Origin of the sequence: Sinorhizobium sp. 22678 (assembly GCF_052044265.1) — a bacterium.
GTDB classification, from domain to species: Bacteria; Pseudomonadota; Alphaproteobacteria; order Rhizobiales; family Rhizobiaceae; genus Sinorhizobium; species Sinorhizobium meliloti_A.
Window position 1 is genome coordinate 180,630 of record NZ_JBQEMS010000004.1, and the last position, 22,875, is coordinate 203,504.

The 22,875-nt window shown below is 63.4% G+C and carries 21 protein-coding genes, 1 tRNA gene and 1 pseudogene; 10 read left to right on the plus strand and 13 right to left on the minus strand.

What is annotated here, in order from left to right; genetic code table 11:
- Positions 1 to 123: 123 nt before the first annotated feature.
- Positions 124 to 1,830, plus strand: coding sequence for a 30S ribosomal protein S1 (gene rpsA / locus ACTJKL_RS08440; protein WP_003534399.1), 1,707 nt, complete (start codon positions 124 to 126; stop codon positions 1,828 to 1,830).
- A 342-nt stretch (positions 1,831 to 2,172) separates the two neighbouring features.
- Here the strand turns inward: rpsA and ACTJKL_RS08445 are convergent.
- Both ACTJKL_RS08445 and ACTJKL_RS08450 read right to left on the minus strand, forming a co-directional pair.
- Positions 2,173 to 2,256, minus strand: a pseudogene (locus ACTJKL_RS08445) (GIY-YIG nuclease family protein); the annotation flags it as partial.
- 255 nt (positions 2,257 to 2,511) lie between these two features.
- Positions 2,512 to 4,098, minus strand: coding sequence for a hypothetical protein (locus ACTJKL_RS08450; RefSeq protein ID WP_440852681.1), 1,587 nt, complete (start codon positions 4,096 to 4,098; stop codon positions 2,512 to 2,514).
- A 238-nt stretch (positions 4,099 to 4,336) separates the two neighbouring features.
- Here ACTJKL_RS08450 and ACTJKL_RS08455 point away from each other — a divergent pair, with 238 nt between their 5' ends.
- Positions 4,337 to 4,669, plus strand: coding sequence for a DUF6665 family protein (locus tag ACTJKL_RS08455; protein WP_026168498.1), 333 nt, complete (start codon positions 4,337 to 4,339; stop codon positions 4,667 to 4,669).
- A gap of 61 nt (positions 4,670 to 4,730) precedes the next feature.
- Here ACTJKL_RS08455 and ACTJKL_RS08460 read toward each other — a convergent pair whose 3' ends face one another.
- Positions 4,731 to 5,258, minus strand: coding sequence for a BA14K family protein (locus tag ACTJKL_RS08460; protein ID WP_100669853.1), 528 nt, complete (start codon positions 5,256 to 5,258; stop codon positions 4,731 to 4,733).
- 394 nt (positions 5,259 to 5,652) lie between these two features.
- Here ACTJKL_RS08460 and ACTJKL_RS08465 point away from each other — a divergent pair.
- Positions 5,653 to 5,739, plus strand: a tRNA-Leu gene (locus tag ACTJKL_RS08465).
- Between the two features lie 127 nt (positions 5,740 to 5,866).
- Here the strand turns inward: ACTJKL_RS08465 and cya1 are convergent.
- The 3 genes from cya1 to ACTJKL_RS08480 all read right to left on the minus strand — a co-directional run bounded on the left by cya1 (position 5,867) and on the right by ACTJKL_RS08480 (position 9,476).
- A complete protein-coding gene (cya1, locus tag ACTJKL_RS08470; RefSeq protein ID WP_440852682.1) occupies positions 5,867 to 7,864 on the minus strand; it encodes an adenylate cyclase Cya1 in 1,998 nt (665 codons plus the stop codon).
- Between the two features lie 151 nt (positions 7,865 to 8,015).
- Complete coding sequence (locus tag ACTJKL_RS08475) at positions 8,016 to 9,062, minus strand: hydroxyacid dehydrogenase (RefSeq protein ID WP_440852683.1); 1,047 nt, start codon at positions 9,060 to 9,062, stop codon at positions 8,016 to 8,018.
- 84 nt (positions 9,063 to 9,146) lie between these two features.
- The gene (locus ACTJKL_RS08480; RefSeq protein ID WP_100669851.1) at positions 9,147 to 9,476 is read right to left on the minus strand and encodes a hypothetical protein; all 330 of its coding nucleotides are present in this window, start codon (positions 9,474 to 9,476) and stop codon (positions 9,147 to 9,149) included.
- A gap of 205 nt (positions 9,477 to 9,681) precedes the next feature.
- Between ACTJKL_RS08480 and ACTJKL_RS08485 the strand changes: the two genes are divergently transcribed.
- A complete protein-coding gene (locus ACTJKL_RS08485) occupies positions 9,682 to 10,308 on the plus strand; it encodes a ribonuclease D (protein WP_100669850.1) in 627 nt (208 codons plus the stop codon).
- A 146-nt stretch (positions 10,309 to 10,454) separates the two neighbouring features.
- Here the strand turns inward: ACTJKL_RS08485 and ACTJKL_RS08490 are convergent, their stop codons facing one another.
- Positions 10,455 to 10,736, minus strand: a complete 282-nt coding sequence (locus ACTJKL_RS08490; RefSeq protein WP_004435540.1) for an Rdx family protein — start codon at positions 10,734 to 10,736, stop codon at positions 10,455 to 10,457.
- 202 nt (positions 10,737 to 10,938) lie between these two features.
- Here ACTJKL_RS08490 and ACTJKL_RS08495 point away from each other — a divergent pair, with 202 nt between their 5' ends.
- Positions 10,939 to 11,391: a DoxX family protein gene (locus tag ACTJKL_RS08495; protein WP_010968461.1), complete on the plus strand. Its 453-nt coding sequence runs from the start codon at positions 10,939 to 10,941 to the stop codon at positions 11,389 to 11,391.
- Positions 11,392 to 11,501: 110 nt separating this feature from the next.
- On the opposite strand, the gene rnk is transcribed toward ACTJKL_RS08495, so the two are convergent.
- From rnk to ACTJKL_RS08510, 3 genes are all read right to left on the minus strand, one after another.
- Positions 11,502 to 11,909, minus strand: a complete 408-nt coding sequence (gene rnk, locus ACTJKL_RS08500; RefSeq protein ID WP_440852684.1) for a nucleoside diphosphate kinase regulator — start codon at positions 11,907 to 11,909, stop codon at positions 11,502 to 11,504.
- Between the two features lie 443 nt (positions 11,910 to 12,352).
- A complete protein-coding gene (gene lepA / locus ACTJKL_RS08505) occupies positions 12,353 to 14,188 on the minus strand; it encodes a translation elongation factor 4 (protein WP_018093883.1) in 1,836 nt (611 codons plus the stop codon).
- Positions 14,189 to 14,237: 49 nt separating this feature from the next.
- Complete coding sequence (locus tag ACTJKL_RS08510; protein WP_324762712.1) at positions 14,238 to 15,503, minus strand: MFS transporter; 1,266 nt, start codon at positions 15,501 to 15,503, stop codon at positions 14,238 to 14,240.
- A gap of 190 nt (positions 15,504 to 15,693) precedes the next feature.
- On the opposite strand from ACTJKL_RS08510, the gene ACTJKL_RS08515 reads away from it, so the two are divergent.
- Together ACTJKL_RS08515 and ACTJKL_RS08520 are read left to right on the plus strand one after the other, a co-directional pair.
- On the plus strand, positions 15,694 to 16,272 hold the full coding sequence (locus ACTJKL_RS08515) for a helix-turn-helix domain-containing protein (RefSeq protein ID WP_338279302.1): 579 nt from the start codon (positions 15,694 to 15,696) through the stop codon (positions 16,270 to 16,272).
- Position 16,273: 1 nt separating this feature from the next.
- The gene (locus ACTJKL_RS08520) at positions 16,274 to 16,801 is read left to right on the plus strand and encodes a GNAT family N-acetyltransferase (protein ID WP_100669846.1); all 528 of its coding nucleotides are present in this window, start codon (positions 16,274 to 16,276) and stop codon (positions 16,799 to 16,801) included.
- Between the two features lie 36 nt (positions 16,802 to 16,837).
- Here ACTJKL_RS08520 and ACTJKL_RS08525 read toward each other — a convergent pair whose 3' ends face one another.
- Positions 16,838 to 17,476 (minus strand): exopolysaccharide biosynthesis protein, encoded by a 639-nt coding sequence (locus ACTJKL_RS08525; RefSeq protein WP_033047229.1) that lies wholly within the window; start codon positions 17,474 to 17,476, stop codon positions 16,838 to 16,840.
- Positions 17,477 to 17,737: 261 nt separating this feature from the next.
- On the opposite strand from ACTJKL_RS08525, the gene ACTJKL_RS08530 reads away from it, so the two are divergent.
- A complete protein-coding gene (locus tag ACTJKL_RS08530; protein ID WP_033047230.1) occupies positions 17,738 to 18,403 on the plus strand; it encodes a YiaD family glycine zipper/OmpA-like lipoprotein in 666 nt (221 codons plus the stop codon).
- Positions 18,404 to 18,472: 69 nt separating this feature from the next.
- Here ACTJKL_RS08530 and ACTJKL_RS08535 read toward each other — a convergent pair whose 3' ends face one another.
- Positions 18,473 to 19,525 (minus strand): lysine-2,3-aminomutase-like protein, encoded by a 1,053-nt coding sequence (locus ACTJKL_RS08535; protein WP_100669844.1) that lies wholly within the window; start codon positions 19,523 to 19,525, stop codon positions 18,473 to 18,475.
- Positions 19,522 to 20,574, minus strand: a complete 1,053-nt coding sequence (gene epmA / locus ACTJKL_RS08540) for an EF-P lysine aminoacylase EpmA (protein WP_379937123.1) — start codon at positions 20,572 to 20,574, stop codon at positions 19,522 to 19,524. Before epmA ends, ACTJKL_RS08535 begins: the two co-directional genes overlap by 4 nt.
- A gap of 161 nt (positions 20,575 to 20,735) precedes the next feature.
- Between epmA and efp the strand changes: the two genes are divergently transcribed.
- Positions 20,736 to 21,305 (plus strand): elongation factor P, encoded by a 570-nt coding sequence (efp, locus tag ACTJKL_RS08545; RefSeq protein WP_004435501.1) that lies wholly within the window; start codon positions 20,736 to 20,738, stop codon positions 21,303 to 21,305.
- A gap of 196 nt (positions 21,306 to 21,501) precedes the next feature.
- Entirely contained in the window at positions 21,502 to 22,743 is a 1,242-nt protein-coding gene (gene cfa1 / locus ACTJKL_RS08550) for a cyclopropane-fatty-acyl-phospholipid synthase (RefSeq protein ID WP_018093891.1), read from the plus strand.
- Positions 22,744 to 22,875 lie beyond the last annotated feature (132 nt).

A 22,875-nucleotide genomic window follows, 5' to 3' on the forward strand; every position in this document is an offset into this window, starting at 1 on the left:
ATAGCCTGAAATTCCGTCCACGCGCCGGATTGCTCCATGACAGGAGCGGACTGGGTTCAGGCCTGTCTAACACCAACCCCCGGCGCACATGCGTTTCCGGCAGGAGACGCAGCAGGAGATTATATGTCTGCAACCAACCCCACCCGTGATGATTTCGCAGCGCTTCTGGAAGAGTCCTTCGCCAAGACGGACCTCGCCGAAGGCTATGTCGCCAAGGGCATCGTCACGGCGATCGAAAAAGACGTCGCAATCGTCGACGTCGGCCTCAAGGTCGAAGGCCGCGTACCGCTGAAGGAATTCGGCGCCAAGGCCAAGGACGGCACGCTGAAGGTCGGCGACGAAGTCGAAGTCTATGTCGAGCGCATTGAAAACGCACTCGGCGAAGCAGTCCTTTCGCGCGAGAAGGCCCGCCGCGAAGAGAGCTGGCAGCGCCTGGAAGTCAAGTTTGAAGCCGGCGAACGCGTCGAAGGCATCATATTCAACCAGGTCAAGGGCGGCTTCACCGTCGATCTCGACGGCGCCGTAGCCTTCCTGCCGCGTTCGCAGGTCGACATCCGTCCGATCCGCGACGTGACGCCGCTGATGCACAACCCGCAGCCCTTCGAAATCCTCAAGATGGACAAGCGCCGCGGCAACATCGTCGTTTCGCGCCGCACGGTTCTCGAAGAGTCCCGCGCCGAGCAGCGTTCTGAAATCGTTCAGAACCTCGAGGAAGGCCAGGTTGTCGAGGGTGTCGTCAAGAACATCACCGATTACGGTGCGTTCGTCGACCTCGGCGGCATCGATGGCCTGCTGCACGTCACCGACATGGCGTGGCGCCGCGTCAACCATCCGTCGGAAATCCTGAACATCGGCCAGCAGGTCAAGGTTCAGATCATCCGCATCAACCAGGAAACCCACCGCATCTCGCTCGGCATGAAGCAGCTCGAGTCCGATCCGTGGGACGGCATCGGTGCGAAGTATCCGGTCGGCAAGAAGATCTCCGGTACCGTCACGAACATCACCGACTACGGTGCCTTCGTCGAGCTGGAGCCGGGCATCGAAGGCCTGATACACATCTCCGAAATGTCCTGGACGAAGAAGAACGTTCACCCCGGCAAGATCCTGTCCACGAGCCAGGAAGTCGACGTGGTCGTTCTCGAAGTCGACCCGACCAAGCGCCGCATCTCGCTCGGCCTCAAGCAGACGCTCGAGAACCCGTGGCAGGCCTTCGCGCATAGCCATCCGGCTGGCACGGAAGTCGAAGGCGAAGTCAAGAACAAGACCGAATTCGGTCTGTTCATCGGCCTCGATGGCGATGTCGACGGCATGGTCCACCTCTCCGACCTCGACTGGAACCGTCCGGGCGAACAGGTCATCGAAGAGTTCAACAAGGGCGACGTCGTTCGTGCTGTCGTTCTCGACGTGGACGTCGACAAGGAGCGCATCTCGCTCGGCATCAAGCAGCTCGGCCGCGATGCGGTCGGTGAAGCTGCCGCTTCCGGCGAACTGCGCAAGAACGCCGTCGTTTCGGCAGAAGTCATCGGCGTCAACGATGGCGGCATCGAAGTGCGGCTCGTCAACCACGAGGACGTCACCGCCTTCATCCGTCGCGCCGACCTCTCGCGCGATCGCGACGAACAGCGTCCGGAGCGTTTCTCGGTCGGCCAGACCGTCGACGCGCGGGTCACCAACTTCTCCAAGAAGGACCGCAAGATCCAGCTGTCGATCAAGGCTCTGGAAATCGCGGAAGAGAAGGAAGCCGTCGCTCAGTTCGGCTCTTCCGACTCGGGTGCTTCGCTCGGCGACATTCTGGGCGCTGCGCTCAAGAACCGCCAGAACAACGAGTAATCGTTGACGGACTTGAAATGATAAGCCCGCGGAGAGCGATCTCCGCGGGCTTTTTTGTGGGCTACCGCGACCTCTGCGCGTCTTATGAGACGCGCGGCGCAGTGGGAAAAACCGTTACACTTTGTGCTCTACGGCCTGTTGAGATTCGGGTCACCCGCCGCCGCTTGTTTGATCCTCATTCCTGGCTCGTCACAGGAATCCAGCCAGACCAAGTCCTTGGGCTGGAAAGGCTCTCCCGCGCCGCAGACGCGGCGCTGCTGGATTCCTGTGACGAGCACAGGAATGAGGGCGGAGAGGGTGCGGTCCCTCGGCGCGCTTCATAAACCGTGAAGATAAGATAGTTAGGCGGCGCGGCAGGCCCCGGGGCACGCCCGTATACGACGTCCCGCTTCGTTTGGACGCGAGAATGTAGACGTAACCTTTCATTGCGTGACAGGTTTGACCAATCCCATATTCGCAACGGAAGTTGTAGTAGCCGCACATCCCGGTCCCTCATTCCTGTGCTCGTCACAGGAATCCAGCCAGACCAAGTCCTTGGGCTGAAAGAACGCTTCCCGCGCCGCAGACGCGGCGCTGCTCTCATCCCTGTGACGAGCACAGGAATGAGGGAATCAAACAAGCGGCGGCAGGTGCCCGAATCTCAACAGGCCTTAGGTCGACCCGACCTGAAGACATCTTGATCTAAGCCAGGCCGCCGAGCTTTCGGTAGAGGTCATAGGCGTCGGCTGCCGGTCGCTCTTCGATCTGATCCCCTTCGCCGCCGGCGCCATGTCCCTGCTGCCGGTCGTCGCTTTCCGTTTCTCCCTCGTCGTCCCTTGCGTCTTTCTCCGGCTCGCTCTCGCTTTCCCGCTTGCGCCGGTTCACCTCGTCGGCATCGCTTTCTTCGGCCGGCGGGTAGGGAACCAGGGCGAAGGGAAACATTTCGCGCGGAAGTCCGCTTTCGGGGACCCGGGCGAAGCCCTGCGGCGCCATAGCGTCCTCGCCGGTCCGACGCTCTGCCTGAGGAGGAGGCTGGTCGCGAAGCGGTGCGCCCGTTTCGGCGTCGGGTGCGATATCCACCGGCGGTTCGCCGGCGGCTGCTGCGCTTCTGATCGCGCCGGTGGTCTCCCGTGGCCGCGCCGGCGTCTCGTTCTTCGGCGTCAGGGGCACGGCCGGTCCTGTGTCTCCCGTATCCCGAGGTTGCCAGCTCTTGATCGTCTCCGGCAACGCAAGGCTGTCGCGTATGATCGTTCTCAAGGCCTCCGCCGGCGGTTGCGCCATGCGCGCGGCACTTGGCATCCGCACGCGTGGCCTGTCGTCGTCCCTCGCGGAGCGCGACGGGCCGTCGGTGCCCTCCGAGACTTCGCCGCCAGGGAGTTTTTCAGCGCCGGCCTCTGCGGCTGCAGCCTTGTCCTCGGGTGCAGCCATGTTCTCGGCTGTCGCAGGTTTCGCATCCTTCAGCACTGCGCGCGCACTCCCGTTCAGGTCCTCCGCCTGACTGGGGCGTAGCGCCGATGGTTGCGCCGAATCCGCTTCGCTATCCGGGAGCTGCTTATCGGAGCCTTCCGGCGTCATGGCCGGTGTTTCCGCCATCTCGTTCTCAAGCGGGCTTGCCGAAGCATCTCTCGCTGCACCTTCCGCACCTCGCGGCGCTGCTGGAGCGTTCGTGGGCGTCTTCGGCGAACGTTGCGGCCCGGCCGGAGCCTCCTCATGCGCCGCTTCGATAGCCGCGCCTGCGGATGTCGTCTCGATCCGGACGCTTTCCGTATCGGCGCCGTAGGTCTTCCTGAGCATCGCTTGCAGGAGCGCGAGGTCGCCCGGGACCGGTGCCTTGGCGCCCGGAAGCGCCGGCGGGACGTGTGCCGGCAGGGGCAGGCTGCGGAGCGGGCTCCGATCGGGCGGCATCGCGCCCCGGCGGTCGGCCGTTATCGCCGCCGCGACGGCGACGCGTTGCGCAAGGTTGCGCGCTGCCAGCTGCTTCTCCAGAAGCTGGCGTTCCGGCAATGGCAATGCCTCGATGAAGCCGGTCAACCGCCGAATGAAGGCGCGTCCGGTCTCCTGCGGCAGGGGTGGAAATTTGAGGATGAGCGCCAGGTCTTCGACCAACTTCACCAGCGCGTCCTTGGATAGGACCTCCCTGCCGGAGAGATGGCGGGTCAGCGCATCGACGATCTTCCGGATCGCCTCGCTACGCTCCGTCGCCGGCAGCGAGCGGCGCAGGCCCTGCGTCGTCTCCTCGGCAGTTCCGACGGCTGTCCTGATGGCGATGAAGGCGGGCAGTTCGGGCATGATCCGCAAGCCTAGAGCACTTCCGGGAAAAGTATCTAACGGTTTTCCGACCGGAAGTGCGTTGGACCAAAGGGTTAGAGCATTTCAGTGTTTCCATGAAACATTGAAATGCTTAGGCCAAACGAGTTTAGGGAGTGTTAACCATGACGATGACGTGGTGCCACGCCGCAGTCTTGCGCGGCCCCTTGCGGGAAGCTCATTCACGGCCCATCTTGGCATGAGCTTGATGGAGCCGCCGATGACATTTCGCCCGCCGCAATCGCTGCGCCGTTTCGATCTCACCGGTAACGGGGTGAACGTTCTCGAATACGAACTGATGGCCGAGCGCGCCGACGCTCTGGGGCGCAATGGCCTGAAGGTCGAAAAGGCAATGGCCGCCCTGAATGCCTATGACGGCAACAGGCACCCGCCTTCCGAACGCGAGCGACTGCTCGACGAGGCAGCCGACGCGGTTTGGGCCTTCCTCATCCAGCGCGAGACCTGCGGCCTTCGCGACAGCCGCGATGCCGTGCGCCGCTACGGCATTCCGAAGGAAGTCATGGCGCGCGTCGGGATCGTCAGAAAGCGCTGACCGACGGGAGCGCCGCGCGTCGAATCGAACGCGCGGAACTCGATGAAAAGGGGACGCTCCCCTACCGATAGGGCGAATAGCACACCCGATAAACCCCGCCATAGGTCAGGTACCGGTTGGTGGCCGGGTTATAGGACCGATAGCGCGACAGGCACCAGCCGACATGGCTGTTGCCGCCGCTCCGGACATAGCCGCCGCCATAGTAGCGTGGTCTATAGGAGCGATAGCCGTAATATCCAGGCCCGGGATAGCTGTAATAGCCGGGGCCATAGTAGCGCGGTCCGTAGTAATAGCGGTTCCCGTAATACGGCCGGTAGCGGTAGCTGGGACCGAAATAGAAGCTGATCCCGGACCGTCGGTAATAGGGGCTCCAGCCCGGATAGAAGCCGGACCCTCCGTAATAACCGCGGCGAGAATAGCCGCCGCGCCACCCGTAACGGCCGCGATGCGTGGCATTCTCGATGCCGGCCGGCGCTTTGATCGCAATGTCGAGCGCCGGGCGCGGCATGGCCTGAACGGACGTTACAGGGGGAACCGCGGAGACGGCGGCGAGTGCGCAGCTCACAACGAAATTCCGAAATTTCGTCATCTTCTCCTCACTTTCCGAAAGCCGTTGCTTTCCGGTTTTTGTCCCTGCTCCTTTCAGCGCGGCGCGACTTATCAGACGCGCAAAGTTCGCTGTAACTCTTCAGGTTGCTGCATGCTTTGGCGTCGATCGGGTCGACGGACGAAACATGCAGTAGACGTTTGGCGCCGCATGTTTATTCGTGGGCGTGCGCTCCACGTGTCGACGCGGGCGCGTTCCGGATTCCGCTCCTCCGCCGTTGCTCTAGAATGCGCCTCTCCGGCCCCCATGTCACTGGAATTCTTGCCCTATCATCGAGGACCCGGACGCGCTTTACCGCGCTTTTTCGCGATGCGAGACGAAAACTTCAAAATGCCTGTTGACACTTCGGTCACGGCCTTTTACATGCCGGTCCGTCGCCCAGATGGCGGAATTGGTAGACGCGCCAGCTTCAGGTGCTGGTACTCGAAAGGGTGTGGAGGTTCGAGTCCTCTTCTGGGCACCATTCCTTTTTCCAGTAACCGCTTTTGCGGTTCGGAAGTCAAAAAAAGCCCGGTTTCCGGGCTTTTTTGCTTTCAGAGTTCCGAAGCGAATTCGCCGGGGCCGCCGCTTGCTGCGGCATCCGCCTTTCCTCAGGCGGCCGTTCCGGCCTCGGTAGTGTCAACCGTACGGACGACGCCCACGACTTCGTAAATGTCGAGGGCCGTCGAACGGCCCTTTGCCTTGGCGGTGCCGAGGGGGCGGAACTTCACCATGTCCTTGCATTGGGCGACCACCGCGCCGCTTGCAAGAACGCTCGTGCCGTAATCCTTGTTCATGCCCTCGAGCCGGGAGGCGACGTTCACCGTGTCGCCCATCGCCGTATATTGCAGCCGTTCCCTGGCGCCGACGCTGCCGACGACGGCCGTTCCGGTGTGGATGCCGAAGCGCGTGCGGAACTCCGGCAATCCCTTGGCGCGTTGCGCGGAATTGAAGGCCTGGAGCCTCTCCTCGACCGCGAGTGCGCAGCGACAGGCATGCTCGGCATGCCTGGTATCGGCGACCGGCGCGTTCCACATGGCGAAGACCGAGTCTCCATGGAACTGGATGATGGTTCCGTCGTGGGCGGCGACGACCTCGCTGAACAGATCGAAATACTCCGAGAGCATCGCGACCACTTCTTCCGGCGAACGGCCCTCGCTGATGGTGGTGAAGTCGTAGATGTCGGTGAACATCGCCGTCACTTCCTGCCGCCATGCGGCGCGGCCGCCGAAATGGCCGGATTCGATGCCCTTGCGCACCAGTTCCTTCGGGACGTAGAGCGCGAAGGTGAAGATCGCGTCGCGAGCTCTGTTCATTGCGCCGTTGAGCGTCGAGATTTCCGCCACATGCGATGAAACGTCGATAGGAGTGGCAAAATCCAGGTCCTGCAGGCGGTTGGCGCTGTCGGTGAGCTGGTTGAGCGACTTCGTGATCAGATGCGCAAGCACGAGGGCCAGGAGAACGGCGACCACCACCACGGCGCCGGAGACGGCAAGTCCCTGAACGAGGGTCTCGTTTGCGGCCGCCAGCAGCTCGTCGAGCGGGGCGGCGACGACCACCCGGTGCCCGGACAGAAGCAATGCCGATTCGAGCGGTGCCACCGTGACGAGATAGGTGCGGTTTCCGACTTCGACGAGAGTTGCCTTCCCGGCCGGTGGCGGGTTGCGCCGGATGCTCTCGATCAGTCCATCCTCCTGCGGCGTGGCCACCGGTTGGTCCCTACCCTTCGATGCCATGATGCGTCGCATCATCATGGTGTCGGAATGGATGATCGGCCGTCCGACCGCATCGAGAATGAACGAGACGGATTCGTCCGTCAGCCGCTCGCGGGAGAGGAAGTCCGTGATCGTATCGAGCACCACATCGGCACCGATGACGATCTGCGGGTTGCCGCGGTGCGCTTGCGATATGGTCATCCCGAGATTGCCTGTCGTGGCCATCTCATAGGGACCGATCGCCACCGGTGCCTTGCCGTTGACGGCTGCGCGATACCAGGGCCGCGTCCTCGGGTCGAAGCCGTTGGAAGCAGCGCGGCGTTCGGCGAACTGCAGGCCGCTCGCGTCGAGGAACAGGATCCGGTCGAACGGCTTGCCCCGGTCGTCTCTCTCCATCGAGCGCACGGCGATGGCCGCTCCCCGCGGTGCGTCGAGCGCCATGCGCCAGGCGGCCGAGTCCAGATCGACCACATGAAAGAACGCACCGCTCGGATAACCGACATAGACGCCGTCGATGTGCGGCGAGCGGGCGATGCCCTCGCGCAGCACCGCCACCTTGTCGTTCATGCGTTCGGGCGGCGGCACGAGAAAGGCATTGGCGACGGATGCGACGAGACTGACGAGCGCGGAGGTGTCCCCGGAAAGAGCGCCGAGCCGATCGACCAGGCGGCCGACGAAGGCGTCCATATTGTCTTCGGCATCGGCGATCGAAGCGCTGCGTGCGCGGTGGTAGTCAAGTCCCACCAGCGTCGCGGACACGACGATGAGCATAGCAACCATCACGAGACCGAGCAGCGACCGCAGAGAGCTGGTCCAGGTCCGGGAAGGCTTGTCCGCGTTGGAATCTTGCATGCTTTCGATGTCCTTGAATCCGGATTCCGATCTTTGCAGCATTGCAACGCATTTTCATAGCACCACCGGCCGTATACGACCTGCGCTACAGCGCCGCGCGTCCGGTCGGACGCGCAAAGATCGCTGCAGCACTTCGATCTGCTGCGTGTTTTGTCGTTGGTCGGCTACGACAGTTTTTGCGGCTCATCACTCTTCAGTTGACGGTGACGGGCTTCGAGCGCATTCGGGCCACCGTCTCCCGCTCCGCCCGCTTGCAGCGCATCGGCGGCAGGCTGCGGTCCATCAGTTCCATATCCTCGAGCACCATCTCGCCCATCCTCTTGAAGGCGACGTCGAGCGCACCGGCCCGGTGCGCCGAGCGCAGGAAGCCGGCCAGCCGGCGGACGGGATGTCCAGGGGGCAGGGGCTCCTCCGGGAAGACGTCGCTTGCCGCGCGGATATGGCCGCTTTCCACGGCTGCGATCAATGCATCGAAATCCACGACGCCGGCGCGGCTCAGGAGAATGAAGGCGGCGCCCGAACGCATGGCCGCGAAGGCCCTGGCGCCGAGGAAGCCCTCATTGTCACTGGTTACCGCTGCGACAACAAACAGGAAGTCGCTCTCGGCGAGGACCGTCTCGAGCGACGCGGGTTCGACGCCGGCGTCGAGAAGAACGGAGGCCGGCAGCCAGGGATCATGGACGCGGATCTTCGCACGAAATCCCGAAAGGACGCGGTTAAGCGCCTTGCCGAGATCGCCGAAGCCGATGATGCCGATCTCCGAGCCCGAGAGGAGCCGGGCGGACTTGTTTCCCTCACCGCCCCAGCGTTCCCGGCCCTCGCGGAAATCGACATCCGCATCGACGATGCCGCGGGCGAGGTTGAGCGCCATGGCGAGCCCCATCTCCGCCACCGGTTCGGCGAAGACCTGGCCGGTGGTGAGCACGTGGATGCCGCGCTGGAAAACCACGTCGTAGGGCATGTTGTCGATGAGGTTGCTTTCGACGTTGAGAACGGCCCGCAGCTGCGGCATGCGTTCGAGCGTTTCTGCGGAAAGCGGCGGCTGTCCGACGATATAGCGGACCTCGGAGAGGACGGCGGAGCCGAGCCCGGCGATATTCTCCGGATCGGCTTCGATCACGCGGTAGCGCCTGTGAAGACGCTCGAGCGCGTCGGGCGTGAAGATCAGATCGAGCGTACGCGGCGCGGGCGCGCTGATGACAAGTGGCCTGTCGCTTTGCGGCCTGTCGGTTTCGGGCATGTTTTCCTCCAGTCAGTGCCGTCCGGGACGCAGTTTCGCCTGTCCCGAGCGCGCAATGCAAGCGTGCCTTTGTCTGATTCGAACTCAGTAGTTGAGGCCGCGCTTCTGCCGCTCGAGCGACGGCGGCAGCTCGCCGCTCTGGAAGATCGGGCCGCTGCCCTCGCGGCAGCGGTAGACCGTATCGTAACGGGGACGGCCGTGAGACGACTCGAAGGGGCCGTAGCGGTCGATGAAAACCTGCCGGCAAACGATGTTCTTATCGTCGCCCAGCGGGTTTGCCGGCCGCACGCCCGGCAGGTCGTGAAAGGCCTGCGCCAGCTCGAATGTCGCCCCGGCGGCGAGGCCGATACCGGGCGAGAGGGTCGACATCAGGGCGACGAGGGGAGCCGCCAGGGCGAAACGGAACCAGGTCATATACGAACTTTCTCGGGGTGCCGGCAAACGGAACGTCTGCCGAAGGACAAGGTATCGCGGCCGGCCAACATGCGCTATAGGCCAGCTACGCTCCACAGCGCCGCGCGCCTGATCAGACTGGCCGGGTCGCTGCAGCACTTGTATCTCAGCAGGTTTCCTGAACCGTTCTCCGGGAATCATGCAAGTAACGATCTGGGGATTTTCGATGGCGAATACAATAAGGTTCCACGAGGGGGACATTTCCGAGACCGACGCCGCCCGTTATACGGGCGCGATCGCGATCGATACGGAAACGCTCGGCCTGGTCCCGCGTCGCGACCGCCTCTGCGTCGTGCAGCTCTCGTCGGGCGACGGGACTGCCGATGTGATCCGCATTGCCGCCGGCCAGAAACAGGCGCCGAATCTCGTCTCGATGCTCGCCGATCCGACGCGCCAGAAGATCTTCCATTTCGGCCGCTTCGACATCGCCGTGCTGTTCCATACCTTCGGCGTCACCGCGTCGCCGGTCTTCTGCACCAAGATCGCCTCGCGCCTCGCCCGCACCTATACGGACCGGCACGGCCTCAAGGACAACCTCAAGGAACTGCTCGACATCGACATTTCCAAGCAGCAGCAGTCTTCCGATTGGGCCGCCGACATTCTTTCGCCGGCGCAGCTCGAATATGCCGCATCCGACGTGCTCCACCTGCATGCGTTGCGCGACAAGCTGACGGCGAGGCTCCTGCGCGATGGCCGGATGGAACTCGCCGAGGCCTGCTTTTCGTTTCTCCCGACGCGTGCCAAGCTCGATCTGCTCGGCTGGGAGGAAACGGACATTTTCGCCCATAGCTGAGTTCTACGGCGCCACCGGTGCGGGAGCAGGCGCCGGTTGCGATAGCAGAGCATTTCAATGTTTCGTGGAAACACTGAAATGCTCTAACCATTTGCTCTAACGCATTTCCGGACGGAAAACCGTTACACACTTTTCCTGGAAGTGCTCTAGCTCCTGTCCGTGTGGCCGAGATCGCGCTCGGGCTCGATCACGTCGCGAATGCGTTGCTTCAGCTCCTTGGGCCCGGGAAAGCCGCCGTCGCGCTTGCGTTCCCAGATCAACGCGCCATCGACGCGAATCTCGAAATTGCCGCCGGTCCCGGGAATGAGCGCCACTTCCCCAAGCGTGTCGGCGAAGGTCGACAGCAATTCCTGCGCCATCCATCCGGCGCGCAGCAGCCAGTTGCACTGGGTGCAATAGAGGATGGTGACGCGTGGCTTTTCGCTCATCTCGCATGTCCTGTTCACTTGGCTTTCGCGCCACAGGAAACATGGAGCAGCGTCGTCGCGCAAGCGCCGCAATCCACGCCTTCACGCATGTCTCACATAAATGTCAGCTTGAGCGGTCATGTTTTTGACGCTGAGCCCTTGTTTTCCAAAAGGCCTAAGGCAAGAGAAACCCCTGATTTGCAATGGATACGAAAGGGATTTCATGACCGATACCGCTGCCAACAATCGACCGCGCGCGATCCTGCCGGCGCTCGAAAAGATTTATCTGCCGCTCGATACTTTCGCCGAGACGTTGCTGCGCGTCGTGGCAGGCCTGCTGCTCGTCACCCACGGCTACGGCAAGATCCTCAATCCCTTCGGCGCGGCCGGCATGGTGGAGGGGCTTGGGTTCTATCCGGGCGTCTTCTGGTCGCCCCTGCTTTCGGCGACCGAGTTCTTCGGCGGCATCTTCATTGCCATCGGCTTCCTGACGCGGCCTGCTGCCTTCGCGGCGACGATCGTGCTGCTCGTCACCGTCTATTTCCACGGCATCGTCCAGGGGCAGGGCCTTGGCGGGGCGGAGAAATCCATCCTCTGGGCGGCGATCACGCTCTTCTTTGCCATTCGCGGCGCCAACAGCCAGTCCGTCGATGCCAAGCTCGGCCGCCAATTCTGATCTCACTGTTTGAATTGGAGCGCTTCCGGGCGGCGACACATTTTGCCTGAAGCGCTTTGAAAGCGGCCGGCTCGGTCCGGCCGCTTCGAGCAATTGCGCCGGCGGCACGCTCAGCCCGCCTGCGGCATCACGCTGCGGATCGTCATACGGTGTACCTTGCCGGCCCTGTCGACCCAGTCGATCGACTGTCCGACGGAAAGGCCGATAAGCGCCGCTCCGATCGGCGTCAGTACGGAAATCTTGCCGGCTTCGATGTCGGCCTCCCCCGGGTAGACGAGCCTCACTTCCTTCGCAAAACCGTTGTCGGCGTCAAAGGCGACGGTCGAGCCCATCTGCACGCTGTCTTTGGGCAGCTTGCCGGGCGCGGCGATTCGCGCGCGGTCGAGTTCGGAAAGCAGCGCCTCCGCGACTTCCGGGACACGGTCGAGCGCCCAGGAGGCGATCGCCGTCAGACGTGCATGGTCTTCGGCATTGATGACGATCGAGGGAAGCTTCTTGCGGGTTGTCTTGTCCGCCATGATGATACCTGTGCCTGGGCGCACCGCTCTGCTTGCGCCGAAAGTGAAATGTCGAGGATGATTTACGCTCGCCGCTCGGGGGTGGAGGCTTGGCCCTCCGCTCGCCGATGCGCAGGTCCCCTTACCCGGAGAGCGCACGCATCCGGGCCGGGGTCAGGTTCCTGCGATGGGGCAGACCCGGAAAGAACAGCGGAAATGGATCGCGAGCACTGGCATGGTCTGAAGGTCGGAAACTTCGCCAACGAAGTCAAGCCCGCGTCGCCACTTGAGACACCGCAGCGCCCGTGGCGATCATGGCGGATCGCGCAAGAAGATCGGAAGCCTTGAAACGCAAAGTCCGTGGCGGCGGCGCTTTTCGTCACGCGGCCCGCAGGTCGACGACGCGCGTTTCGCCTTGCTTCAGGCCGATGCGCATATTCTATGCGCGTCGACCTGATTGGAAATCACTCGTCGCTCATCTTCAGCGCGGCGATGAAGGCTTCCTGCGGGATTTCCACCTTGCCGAACTGGCGCATCCGCTTCTTGCCGGCCTTCTGCTTCTCCAGCAGCTTGCGCTTTCGGGTGGCGTCGCCGCCGTAGCACTTTGCGGTCACGTCCTTGCGCAGAGCCGAGATGGTTTCTCGGGCGATCACGTTGCCGCCGATGGCGGCCTGGATCGGGATCTTGAACATGTGCTTCGGGATCAGTTCCTTCAGCTTTTCGCACATTTCGCGGCCGCGCTTTTCCGCCGCCATCCGGTGCACCATCATCGACAGCGCGTCCACCGGCTCGCCGTTGACGAGGATCGACATCTTCACGAGGTTGCCTTCCTTGTGCTCGGTGATCTGGTAGTCGAAGGAGGCGTATCCCTTGGAGATCGACTTCAGCCGATCATAGAAATCGAACACGACTTCGTTCAGCGGCAGGTCATAGGTGAGCATCGCGCGGGTGCCGACATAGGTCAGCTCGATCTGGATGCCGCGACGGTCCTGGCAGAGCTTCAGGATGCCGCCGAGATATTCGTCGGGCGTCAGGATCGTCGCACGGATCCACGGCTCGTGGATTTCGGCGATCTTGACCACGTCCGGCATGTCGGCAGGGTTGTGAAGCTCGCGCTCCGAGCCATCGGTCATAAACAGCTTGTAGACGACCGAGGGTGCCGTCGCGATCAGATCGAGATCGAATTCGCGCTCCAGACGCTCCTGGATGATTTCGAGATGCAGGAGTCCGAGGAAGCCGCAGCGGAAACCGAAGCCGAGCGCGGCGGAGGATTCCATTTCGAAGGAGAAGGAGGCGTCGTTGAGGCGCAGCTTGCCCATGGCCGAGCGCAGGTCCTCGAAGTCGGCGGCGTCGACCGGGAAGAGGCCGCAGAACACGACCGGCTGGGCCGGCTTGAAGCCGGGCAGCGCCTTGGCCGTCGGCCGCTTGTCCTCGGTGATGGTATCGCCGACGCGGGTGTCCGCCACTTCCTTGATAGAAGCCGTGATGAACCCGATTTCGCCGGGGCCGAGCGCCTCCATGGCAACCATCTTCGGCGTCAGCACGCCGACGCGCTCCACCTGGTACTTCGCATCCGTCCCCATCATGCGGATGGTCATGCCCTTTTTCAGCGTTCCGTCGATGACGCGCACCAGAACCATGACGCCGAGATAAGCGTCGTACCAGCTGTCGACGAGCAGCGCCTTCAAGGGCGCGGCGTCGCCCCCCTCGCTTTTCGGGGCGGGCAGCCTATGGACGATCGCCTCCAGCACATCCGGAATGCCGAGACCGGTCTTGGCCGAGATCAGCACGGCGTCGGAGGCGTCGATGCCGATCACTTCCTCGATCTGCTCCTTGATCCGCTCCGGCTCGGCCGCAGGCAGGTCGATCTTGTTCAGAACGGTGACGAGCTCGTGATTGTTGTCGATCGCCTGGTAGACATTGGCGAGCGTCTGGGCTTCGACGCCCTGGCTGGCGTCGACGACGAGCAGCGAACCTTCGCAGGCTGAAAGCGAGCGCGAGACCTCGTAGGCGAAGTCGACGTGGCCGGGCGTGTCGATGAGGTTCAGCACATAGGTCTCGCCGTCGTTCGCCTTGTAGTGCAGGCGCACGGTCTGGGCCTTGATGGTGATGCCGCGCTCGCGCTCGATGTCCATGCTGTCCAGGACCTGCTCGGACATTTCTCGTTCGGCGAGGCCGCCGGTCGACTGGATCAGCCGGTCGGCAAGCGTCGATTTGCCGTGATCGATATGCGCCACGATCGAGAAGTTGCGGATATGCGACAGGGGCGTCTTGGAAGATGGTGTGCTCATGGGCCGCATATAGCAGCGCGATCAGGCGGCGCAAAGCGGGAAATGAAGGCTTCGTTCACTATAAATCCGGGCGTCTGACCGGCCGTTCCGCTCGCGCTTCCGTCTCGGCGAGTGCCGCGGCATTCGGCACCTGGGCGCTTTTGAATTCGAAGCTGTCGCAGTGCTCGGGCGGGACGCGTTCGCGAGAGCGGAGGCGAACGAGCACGAAAAGGGCGTAGAGGAGCGCTACCGTCATCGTCGCATAGATGAAGGTCCGTTGGCCGAAGGCCGGCGTCAGCAAGGTCACGAGCATCGGAACGAGGGTCGCCGCTGCCGACCAGGCGACCAGCATGGTGCTGGCGAGCGGCACGAAATCTGCCGGATCGGTGCGATCGTTGGCATGCGCATTGGCGATCGAATAGACCGTCTCGACCGCCCCCGCGAACATCGCGAAAACCAGCATGAGCAGGAGCAGGTTGTCGAAGGAGGCGGCGAGCGCAGCGATGCCCGCGGCGATGACGAGCATACAGGTGGCGATGAGAACGATCCGGCGGTCGGTGCGGTCTGAAAGGGCGCCCATCGGATACTGGATGAAGAGCAGGCCGAACTGCATGACGAACATCAATGCCGCTACGTCTTTCTGACTGACGGAATTGGCGGCGGCATAGATCGGCGTAAAGCCCTGTACCAGCATGGAGAGGCCGCCGGATGCAAGCACGCCGATGAAGGCGACCGGAGAAATCCGCCAGACCATGGGAATGTCGATGCTGACCCGGGCAGGGGCGGGCGGCGTGGGCAGGCGCGTGAGGCCGATCGGCAGGATGGCGACCGCGGTGAAGAAGATCGTGACGATCGGGGCGAGATTGCCCTCGACCGGGATTTGCCCGAAGAGCCAGGCGCCGGCGCCGAGCCCGATGACATAGGCCATGTAGAAGAGCGCCATCGCCCGGCCGCGCCAGTGGTTCTCGCTGGCATGGTTGAGCCAGCTCTGCGTGATGATGAAATTCATGTTGGCGGCAATGCCGTAGAGGCCGCGTGCGACGACCCAAAGCAGCGGGTGGACGCCGAGGCTGATCGTCAGCGCCGCGAGAATGACCAGCGCCATCGAGCAGGAAAAGGCGCGGGCGTGGCCGACGCGGCGAATGAGGGAGCCGCCCATGAGGCAGCCGATCAGCCCGCCGAAGGCAATCGCCGTCACGGCGGCTCCCGGGACCCAATCCGGCGCCGCCGAGCGCGTCAGCACGAAGGGCACATAGGCGAGCATCATGCCGTTGCCGACCGCGACCGATGTCATGGAGGCGACTATGCTCGCGATCGACAGCAGCGACGAAGGAGATCGATGCATCTGCCTGTCCTTCTGCCGATCGTATGAAGATGATCTAAATTATTGAAGTTGGATGTTTTTTAAGAATCGGCGCAGAGTCCGGACGATAAAGCAGGACGCGGACCGGCGCTGTCGTCAAAGCGGCATGCGTGAATTTATTTCTCGCTTCGATCATCTTGACTCCATTATATGAGAAATGCACTCTCAGATAATGGAAAAGGTACTCGCCCCTCTCGAAGAGACCATCGGCATGCGGCTGCGCGAGCTGCGCATGGCGGGGGATCTGACGCTTGACGACCTGGCCGGCCGCTCCGGCGTCAGCCGCGCCATGATCTCGCGCATCGAGCGCGGCGAGGCGAGCCCGACGGCGCAGCTTCTGGCGAAGCTATGCAGCGCGTTGGGCACGACGCTTTCGGCGCTTTTTGCTTCCGAGAGGAGCGAAGCCTCGCCCTTGGCCCGGCGCGCGGAGCAGCGGCTGTGGCGCGATCCCGAAAGCGGCTACCTGCGCCGTTCCGTTTCACCCGAAGGCGTCGGTTCGCCGGTCGACATCGTCGAGGTCGAGTTTCCGCCCGGCGCCCGCGTCGTCTTCGAGCGACAGCCGATGGACCGCGGCATCACCCAGCACCTCTGGCTTTTTTCCGGTCGCCTCGAACTGACGATGGAAGGCGGACGGCAGCTCTTGGAGCCGGGCGACTGCCTCTTCATGGGGCTTGAAGAGGCCCACATTTTTTACAATCCCCATGAGGAACCGGCGCATTACGCCGTCATCCTCTGCCGCAACAAGGTCTGACATGCCCGACGCCGATATACGCGTGCTCACCGCAGAAGAAACCCTGGCCGCCCTGCCGGCTCTGGCCGAAATCCTCTCCGATTGCGTCGAAGGCGGCGCTTCGGTCGGCTTCATGCATCCCTTTTCGCCGCACGCCGCCGTTCAATTCTGGGAGGGCGTCGCCGCCGCCGTCGGGCGCGGCGAAACGGTTCTCCTCGCGGCCGAAGTCGATGGCCGGATGGCGGGCACCGTGCAGCTCGGCGTCGGCACCATGCCGAACCAGCCGCATCGCGCCGATGTCAGGAAACTGCTCGTGCACCGCGACGCCCGCGGTCTCGGCCTGTCGCGTCGCCTGATGGACGCAGCCGAGGCGGAAGCCCTCAGGCGCGGCAGAAGAGTCCTGGTCCTCGACACGGCGACCGGAGAGCCGGCCGAAGCGATCTACGAGCGCTTCGGCTGGACGCGCGCCGGTGTCGTTCCCGACTACGCGCTGATGCCGGACGGCCGCTATTGCGCGACGACGTTCTTCTACAAGCACCTTGCCACATAGGGCGGCTCGGATGGACCCGTCCGGCTGCCGTCGCAATCACGAAACGAAGAAGTGCGAGAGCCCCTGGCCGGCGGCGAAAGCGGCATAGCCGAGGACTGCGAAATAGACGGTGGTCGCGAAGAGGAAGAAATAGCCGCCGGCCACCATCAGCCCGTCGCGCTGGATGATGCCGAGCGACAGGAGCAGGATGGCGATGCCGGGCAGCGTGTTCGACAGCGGAATCAGCCCGAGCGGAAACATGAGAAGCACGCCGCCGGCCATGATCATCAGGCCGTTGAAACGGTTCATCAGGGCGCCTTCGGTCAAAAAATTGACCCGCGGGCGCACATAGCGGTCGAGCTTCGAGACCAGTGCCGCACCTTTGCGGAGCGTCGGCACGAGCTTTTCCGTGTCGATCTCCCGATCGAGGATGCGCTTCGGCAGCCAGGGTACGCGGTTGAGGGTGATCGCGAGCGAAATGAGAATGATGGCCGCCCCGAAGACGGTGCTGACGCCCGGAATGGAAACCGGGATCAGGAACGGCAGGGTCAGCAGCGCGCAAAGAAGGAGGAAGCCCTGCTCGCCGATCTCGATCATCAGCTCGCGCAGCGTGATCGTATTGCCTCTGATCGAAGCGATCATGCCGGTGAGCGTGTCGCTGAGGCTGCGTTGCGAATCGCCGAACTCGACCGCCATGATTTTTTCCCTTCACGATTTGCGGGCGCTCCATGCGGCGCCCGCGGTTCGCATTCTTTACGCCGAACCGGGCCCGGCAGACCATAGCGCCAAGCGCGTGAACCTTCGGTTAGCGGGCCCTCTGGTCAGCAATATGGCGAGGTCCGGCAGAAATGGTGCACCGCAATACTCCCGATCGGGGAAAGTAGAAGGCCCCTTCATCTTCCTGCCGCAATCGATAGTATGAACCGATCCTGAGCACCAATGGGGACAATTGATTCGATGATCAAGAAATGCGCCATCCTGGCTGTCGTGGCCGTCTATCTTTCCGGATGCACCACCACCGATCCCTATACGGGAGAACAGAAGATGTCGAACACGGCCGGAGGCGCTTTGATCGGCGCGGGTCTCGGCGCTGCGACCGGTCTTCTGGTGGGCGGCAGTGCAGCGGGCCGGCGTGATGCCGCTCTTGTCGGCGCAGGCATCGGCGCTCTCGGCGGCGGCCTGGTCGGAAACTACATGGATCAGCAGGAATCGGAACTGCGGGCGCAGCTGCAGGGCACCGGCGTTTCGGTCACCCGCGCCGGCGATCGCATCATCCTGAACATGCCGTCGAACATCACCTTCGCGACCGACCGCGACCAGGTGATTCCGGCCTTCTACCCGACCCTCGACTCGGTTGCGATCGTGCTGCGCAAGTTCAACAAGACGCTGATCGACGTCGACGGTCACACCGACTCCACCGGCAGCGCCTCCTACAACCAGGGACTTTCGGAGCGGCGCGCGGCCTCGGTCGCCAACTATCTCGCCAGCCGCGGCGTCGACCAGCGGCGCATGTCGGCAGTGGGCTACGGCCTAGAGCGGCCGATTGCGTCGAACGCCACCGAGGTCGGCCGCGCCCAGAACCGCCGCGTCGAAATCTCGATCGCGCCGATCAAACAGGGCTGAACGGCTTCAACGTTATGGCGAAGGGCCGCGCGGATCGTCCGGGCGGCCCTTTCACGTTCCGATACGGCCTCACCCCTTCGGCGGATAGTCGTGCCTGTTCCCGCGGAAGTCGGTGACCGTGTAGCAGCCGCCGCCTTCCGCCTCGATCGCGCTCGCGCTGACGATGGCCTTGCCGTGGCCGCCGGGAATGTCGAGGATGTAGGCGGGTTGGCAAAGGCCCGAGACGCGTCCACGCAGCGAGGCGACGAGCGCCTGGCCCTCCTCGATGGACAGCCGGAAATGGCTGGTGCCGGGCGCAAGATCCGGATGGTGCAGGTAATAGGGCTTGATCCGCGTCTCGACAAAGGCGCGCATCAGCGCGGCGAGCACGTCCGGGTCGTCGTTGACGCCCTTCAGCAGCACCGACTGGCTCACCATGACGATGCCCGCATCGATCAGCCGCGCGGCGGCGGCGCGCGCCTCGGCGGTGAGTTCCCGCGGATGGTTGGCATGAAGCGCCACATAGGTCGCCTTGCCGCTGCTCCTCAAAGCGGCGATCAGCCCCGCATCCACCCGTTCGGGCTCGACCACCGGCACGCGCGTGTGGAAGCGCACGACCTTGACGTGCTCGATTTCTGCGAGCCGCACCATGATTTCGCCAAGCCGCCGGGGCGAGAGCACCAGCGGATCGCCGCCGGTCAGGATCACCTCCCAGATTTCCGGGCGCCCGGCGATATAGGCGAGCGCCGCATCGAGTTCCGCGGGCGTGAGCGTGCCGAGACCCTCGGGGCCGACCATCTCGCGGCGGAAGCAGAAGCGGCAGTAGACCGGGCAGACATGAACCGCCTTCAGGAGCACCCGGTCCGGATAACGGTGGACGATGCCGGCAACCGGGCTGTGCGTGCCGTCGCCGATCGGATCGGCACGCTCTTCCGGCATGAGCGTGAGTTCGGCCATGTCGGGCACGAACTGCCGCGCAATCGGGTCGTTCGGATCGTCCCGGTTCACAAGGCGCGCGATTGCCGGGCTTATGGCTACGGCGTAGCGGGACGCGACACGGGAAATCGCCTCTTCCTGCTCTGGCCCGACGAGACCGGCGTCGGCGAGCTCACGCGCTGTTCTGATGGCGCGTTCCGCGGTCATGGCCTGGCCTCCGCGACGGGGGCCCAAAGAACCTGGTCGATGCGGGATGCGCCCGTTGCCAGCATGACCAGACGGTCGAAGCCGAGCGCGATGCCGCTCGCCTCGGGCATGCCGGCGAGCGCCGCGAGGAAATCCTCGTCGATCGGGTAGGTCTCGCCGTAGACCCGCGCCTTTTCAGCCATTTCCAGCTCGAACCGGCGGCGCTGCTCGGCGGCATCGGTCAATTCGCCGAAGGCATTTGCGAGTTCGACGCCGCAGGCATAGAGCTCGAAACGCTCTGCCACGCGAGGGTCGCCGGCTGCAGGCCGGGCAAGTGCGGCCTCGGCGACCGGATATTCGTCGAGGATCGTGGCGCGCCCGAAGCCGAGATTGGGCTCGACCCTTTCGACGAGCACGCGGCTGAAGAGATCGGCCCAGCTATCGTCTCCGGCGACACGCAGGCCCACCTCCCGCATGGCCGCCGCGAGGCTGTCGCGGTCGGTGGAGCCGTCTTCCCGGATCGAGGCGAGAAGGTCGATCCCCGCGAAGCGCGCGAAGGCCTCGGCGACCGAGAGCCGCTCCGGCTCGGCGAAAGGATCGCACGCTCTTCCCTGATAGACGAGGGACCGCGCGGCGACTGTCTCGGCGGCGAGCGCGAGAATTCCGGCGCAGTCATTCATCAGCGTCTCGTAGCTCTCCTCGGCGCGGTACCATTCGAGCATGGTGAATTCCGGATGATGCAGCGGGCCGCGCTCGCGGTTGCGGTAGACATGGGCGAAACAGGCGATGCGCCGTTCGCCGGCGGCAATGAGCTTCTTGCAGGCGAATTCGGGAGAGGTGTGGAGATAGAGCGGCTGGACGGAGCCGTCGAGCCCAAGCGCCTCGGTCGCAAAGGCATGCAGATGCGCCTCGTTGCCCGGCGACACCTGCAGCGCTGCCGTGTCGACCTCGACGAAGCTGCGTTCGTCGAAGAACCGGCGGAGCGCCGACTGGATACGATTGCGCCCGATCAGGAAGGGGCGCCGGTCGGCATGGACATCGGGTGTCCACCAGGGAGAAGCATGCGGCATGGTCGGTTCGGTCCAGGCTTTCTTCCGCGCGAATGCCCGCTCAGGCTGGCTATTTGCGCGAAATTAGGATAGTGGCGGCGCGAAAACTGAATTTTCGCGTCCCTTCCGGGCCGATCTCCGGCCCGCTCGTGTCGCTGATACCTCTGTTACAAGGAAGACTAATGGTCAAGGTCATCGCTTCTTCGGTCCGCAAGGGCAACGTTCTCGACGTCGACGGCAAGCTTTATGTCGTGCTCACCGCGCAGAACTTCCATCCGGGCAAGGGCACGCCGGTCACGCAGGTCGACATGCGCCGCATCTCCGACGGCGTGAAGGTCTCCGAGCGCTACCGCACGACCGAGCAGGTCGAGCGCGCCTTCGTCGAAGACCGCGAGCACACCTTCCTTTATGAAGATGGCGAAGGCTTCCACTTCATGAACCCGGAAAGCTACGACCAGCTCGTCATGAGCTCCGAAGACATCGGCGATTTGAAGGCCTATCTTCAGGAAGGCATGGCCGTGATGCTGTCGATCCACGAAGGCATTGCCATCGCCATCGACCTGCCGCGCCACGTCACTCTCGAAATCACCGAGACGGAGCCGGTCGTCAAGGGTCAGACGGCCTCCTCCTCCTACAAGCCGGCCGTGCTTTCGAACGGGGTTCGTACCCTGGTGCCGCCGCACATCCAGGCCGGCACCCGCGTCGTCATTGCGACGGAAGACGGGTCCTATGTCGAGCGCGCCAAGGACTGATCTGTCCTGACGGAGATCGAAACGGGGACGGTAGTCGATGACCGCCGTCCCCGTTCTCGTTTCACCGTTCAATTGAAGCGGCGAAACGCTCGAAGCCTGTGAAACCGAGCGCTTCCGCACGGAAAACCGTTACACATTTTTTCTGGAAGTGCTTAGGATGCCGCCCTCCGGATCGGGATGAGAGGCGCGGCACTGCATGTTTCCATTATCGCATATGATGAAGTCGTTCATTCGCAAGGGGACGCTCACTGTAATCGATGCCGACGGCAAGCGGCACGTCTTTGCCGGCGAGCCGGGGCCGAGCGTGACGATGCGACTCACCGACAAGCGGCTCTATCGCAGCCTCGTCTTCAATGCCGAGCTCGCCGCCGGTGAAGCCTATATGGACGGGACCATGCGTTTCGAGGAAGGCTCGACGCTGCGGGACTTCCTGACGCTCTTTTCGATCAACCGCCTGTCGCTCGGCTCCTATCCGATCCAGAAGCTGCTACGGGCGGTGAAGATGCGCTTTCGCAAGCGCCAGCAGGCCAACCCCAAGGGCAAGGCGCAGCAGAACGTCGCGCATCATTACGATCTCGGCAATGATTTCTACAAGCTGTTTCTCGACGAGAACATGCTCTATTCCTGCGCCTATTTCCGCGAGCCGCACGAGACTTTGGAGGCTGCGCAGCGAAACAAGCTCAGACTGCTTGCTGCAAAGCTCTGTCTGAAGCCGGGCATGAGGGTACTCGACATCGGCTGCGGCTGGGGCGATCTCGCCCTCTATCTCGCCTCGCTCGAAGACGTCGAGGTGCTGGGTGTGACCCTTTCCAAGGAACAGCAGGCGCTCGCCTCCGAGCGGGCACGTGCGGCCGGAATGGCGGACCGCGTGCGCTTCGAACTCAAGGACTACCGCGACGTCGAGGGGCCGTTCGACCGGATCGTTTCGGTCGGCATGTTCGAGCATGTCGGCGTCCATCACTATGACGAGTTCTTCAAGAAACTGAATGCGTTGATGCCGGATGACGGGCTGGCCGTGCTCCATTCGATCGGCCATATGAGCCCGCCCGGCATGGCGAGCGCCTGGCTCCGCAAGTACATCTTCCCCGGCGCCTATTCCCCGGCACTGTCGGAGGTCTTCGAGGTGGTCGAACGCAACAGTCTGTGGGTGACCGATCTCGAATTCCTGCGCGTGCACTATGCTACGACGCTCGCCCATTGGGGCGCGCGCTTCGACGAGAATCGCGACAAGGTGGTGGCGATGTACGACGAGCGCTTCGCCCGCATGTGGGAGTTCTACCTGATCAGCGCGGAAATGATGTTCCGCACCGGCAGCCAGCTCGTCTTTCATATGCAGCTGTCGCGATCACGCGACGCGGCGCCGATCGTTCGTGATTACATCACCGATCTGCAGCGCACCTATATCGAGAAGGAAAAGGCGCTCGATCTGGCGGTTTGACTCAACCTCAGGGTTGCCCCTTCCAATCCCTCCCCACAAGGGGAGGGGGCGAGTGCGCGCCGCGAAGATGGACGCGTTGCCGCCGATCCACCGCCTTGACGCCTCACGCATCGGCGCTTATTTAGAATTATT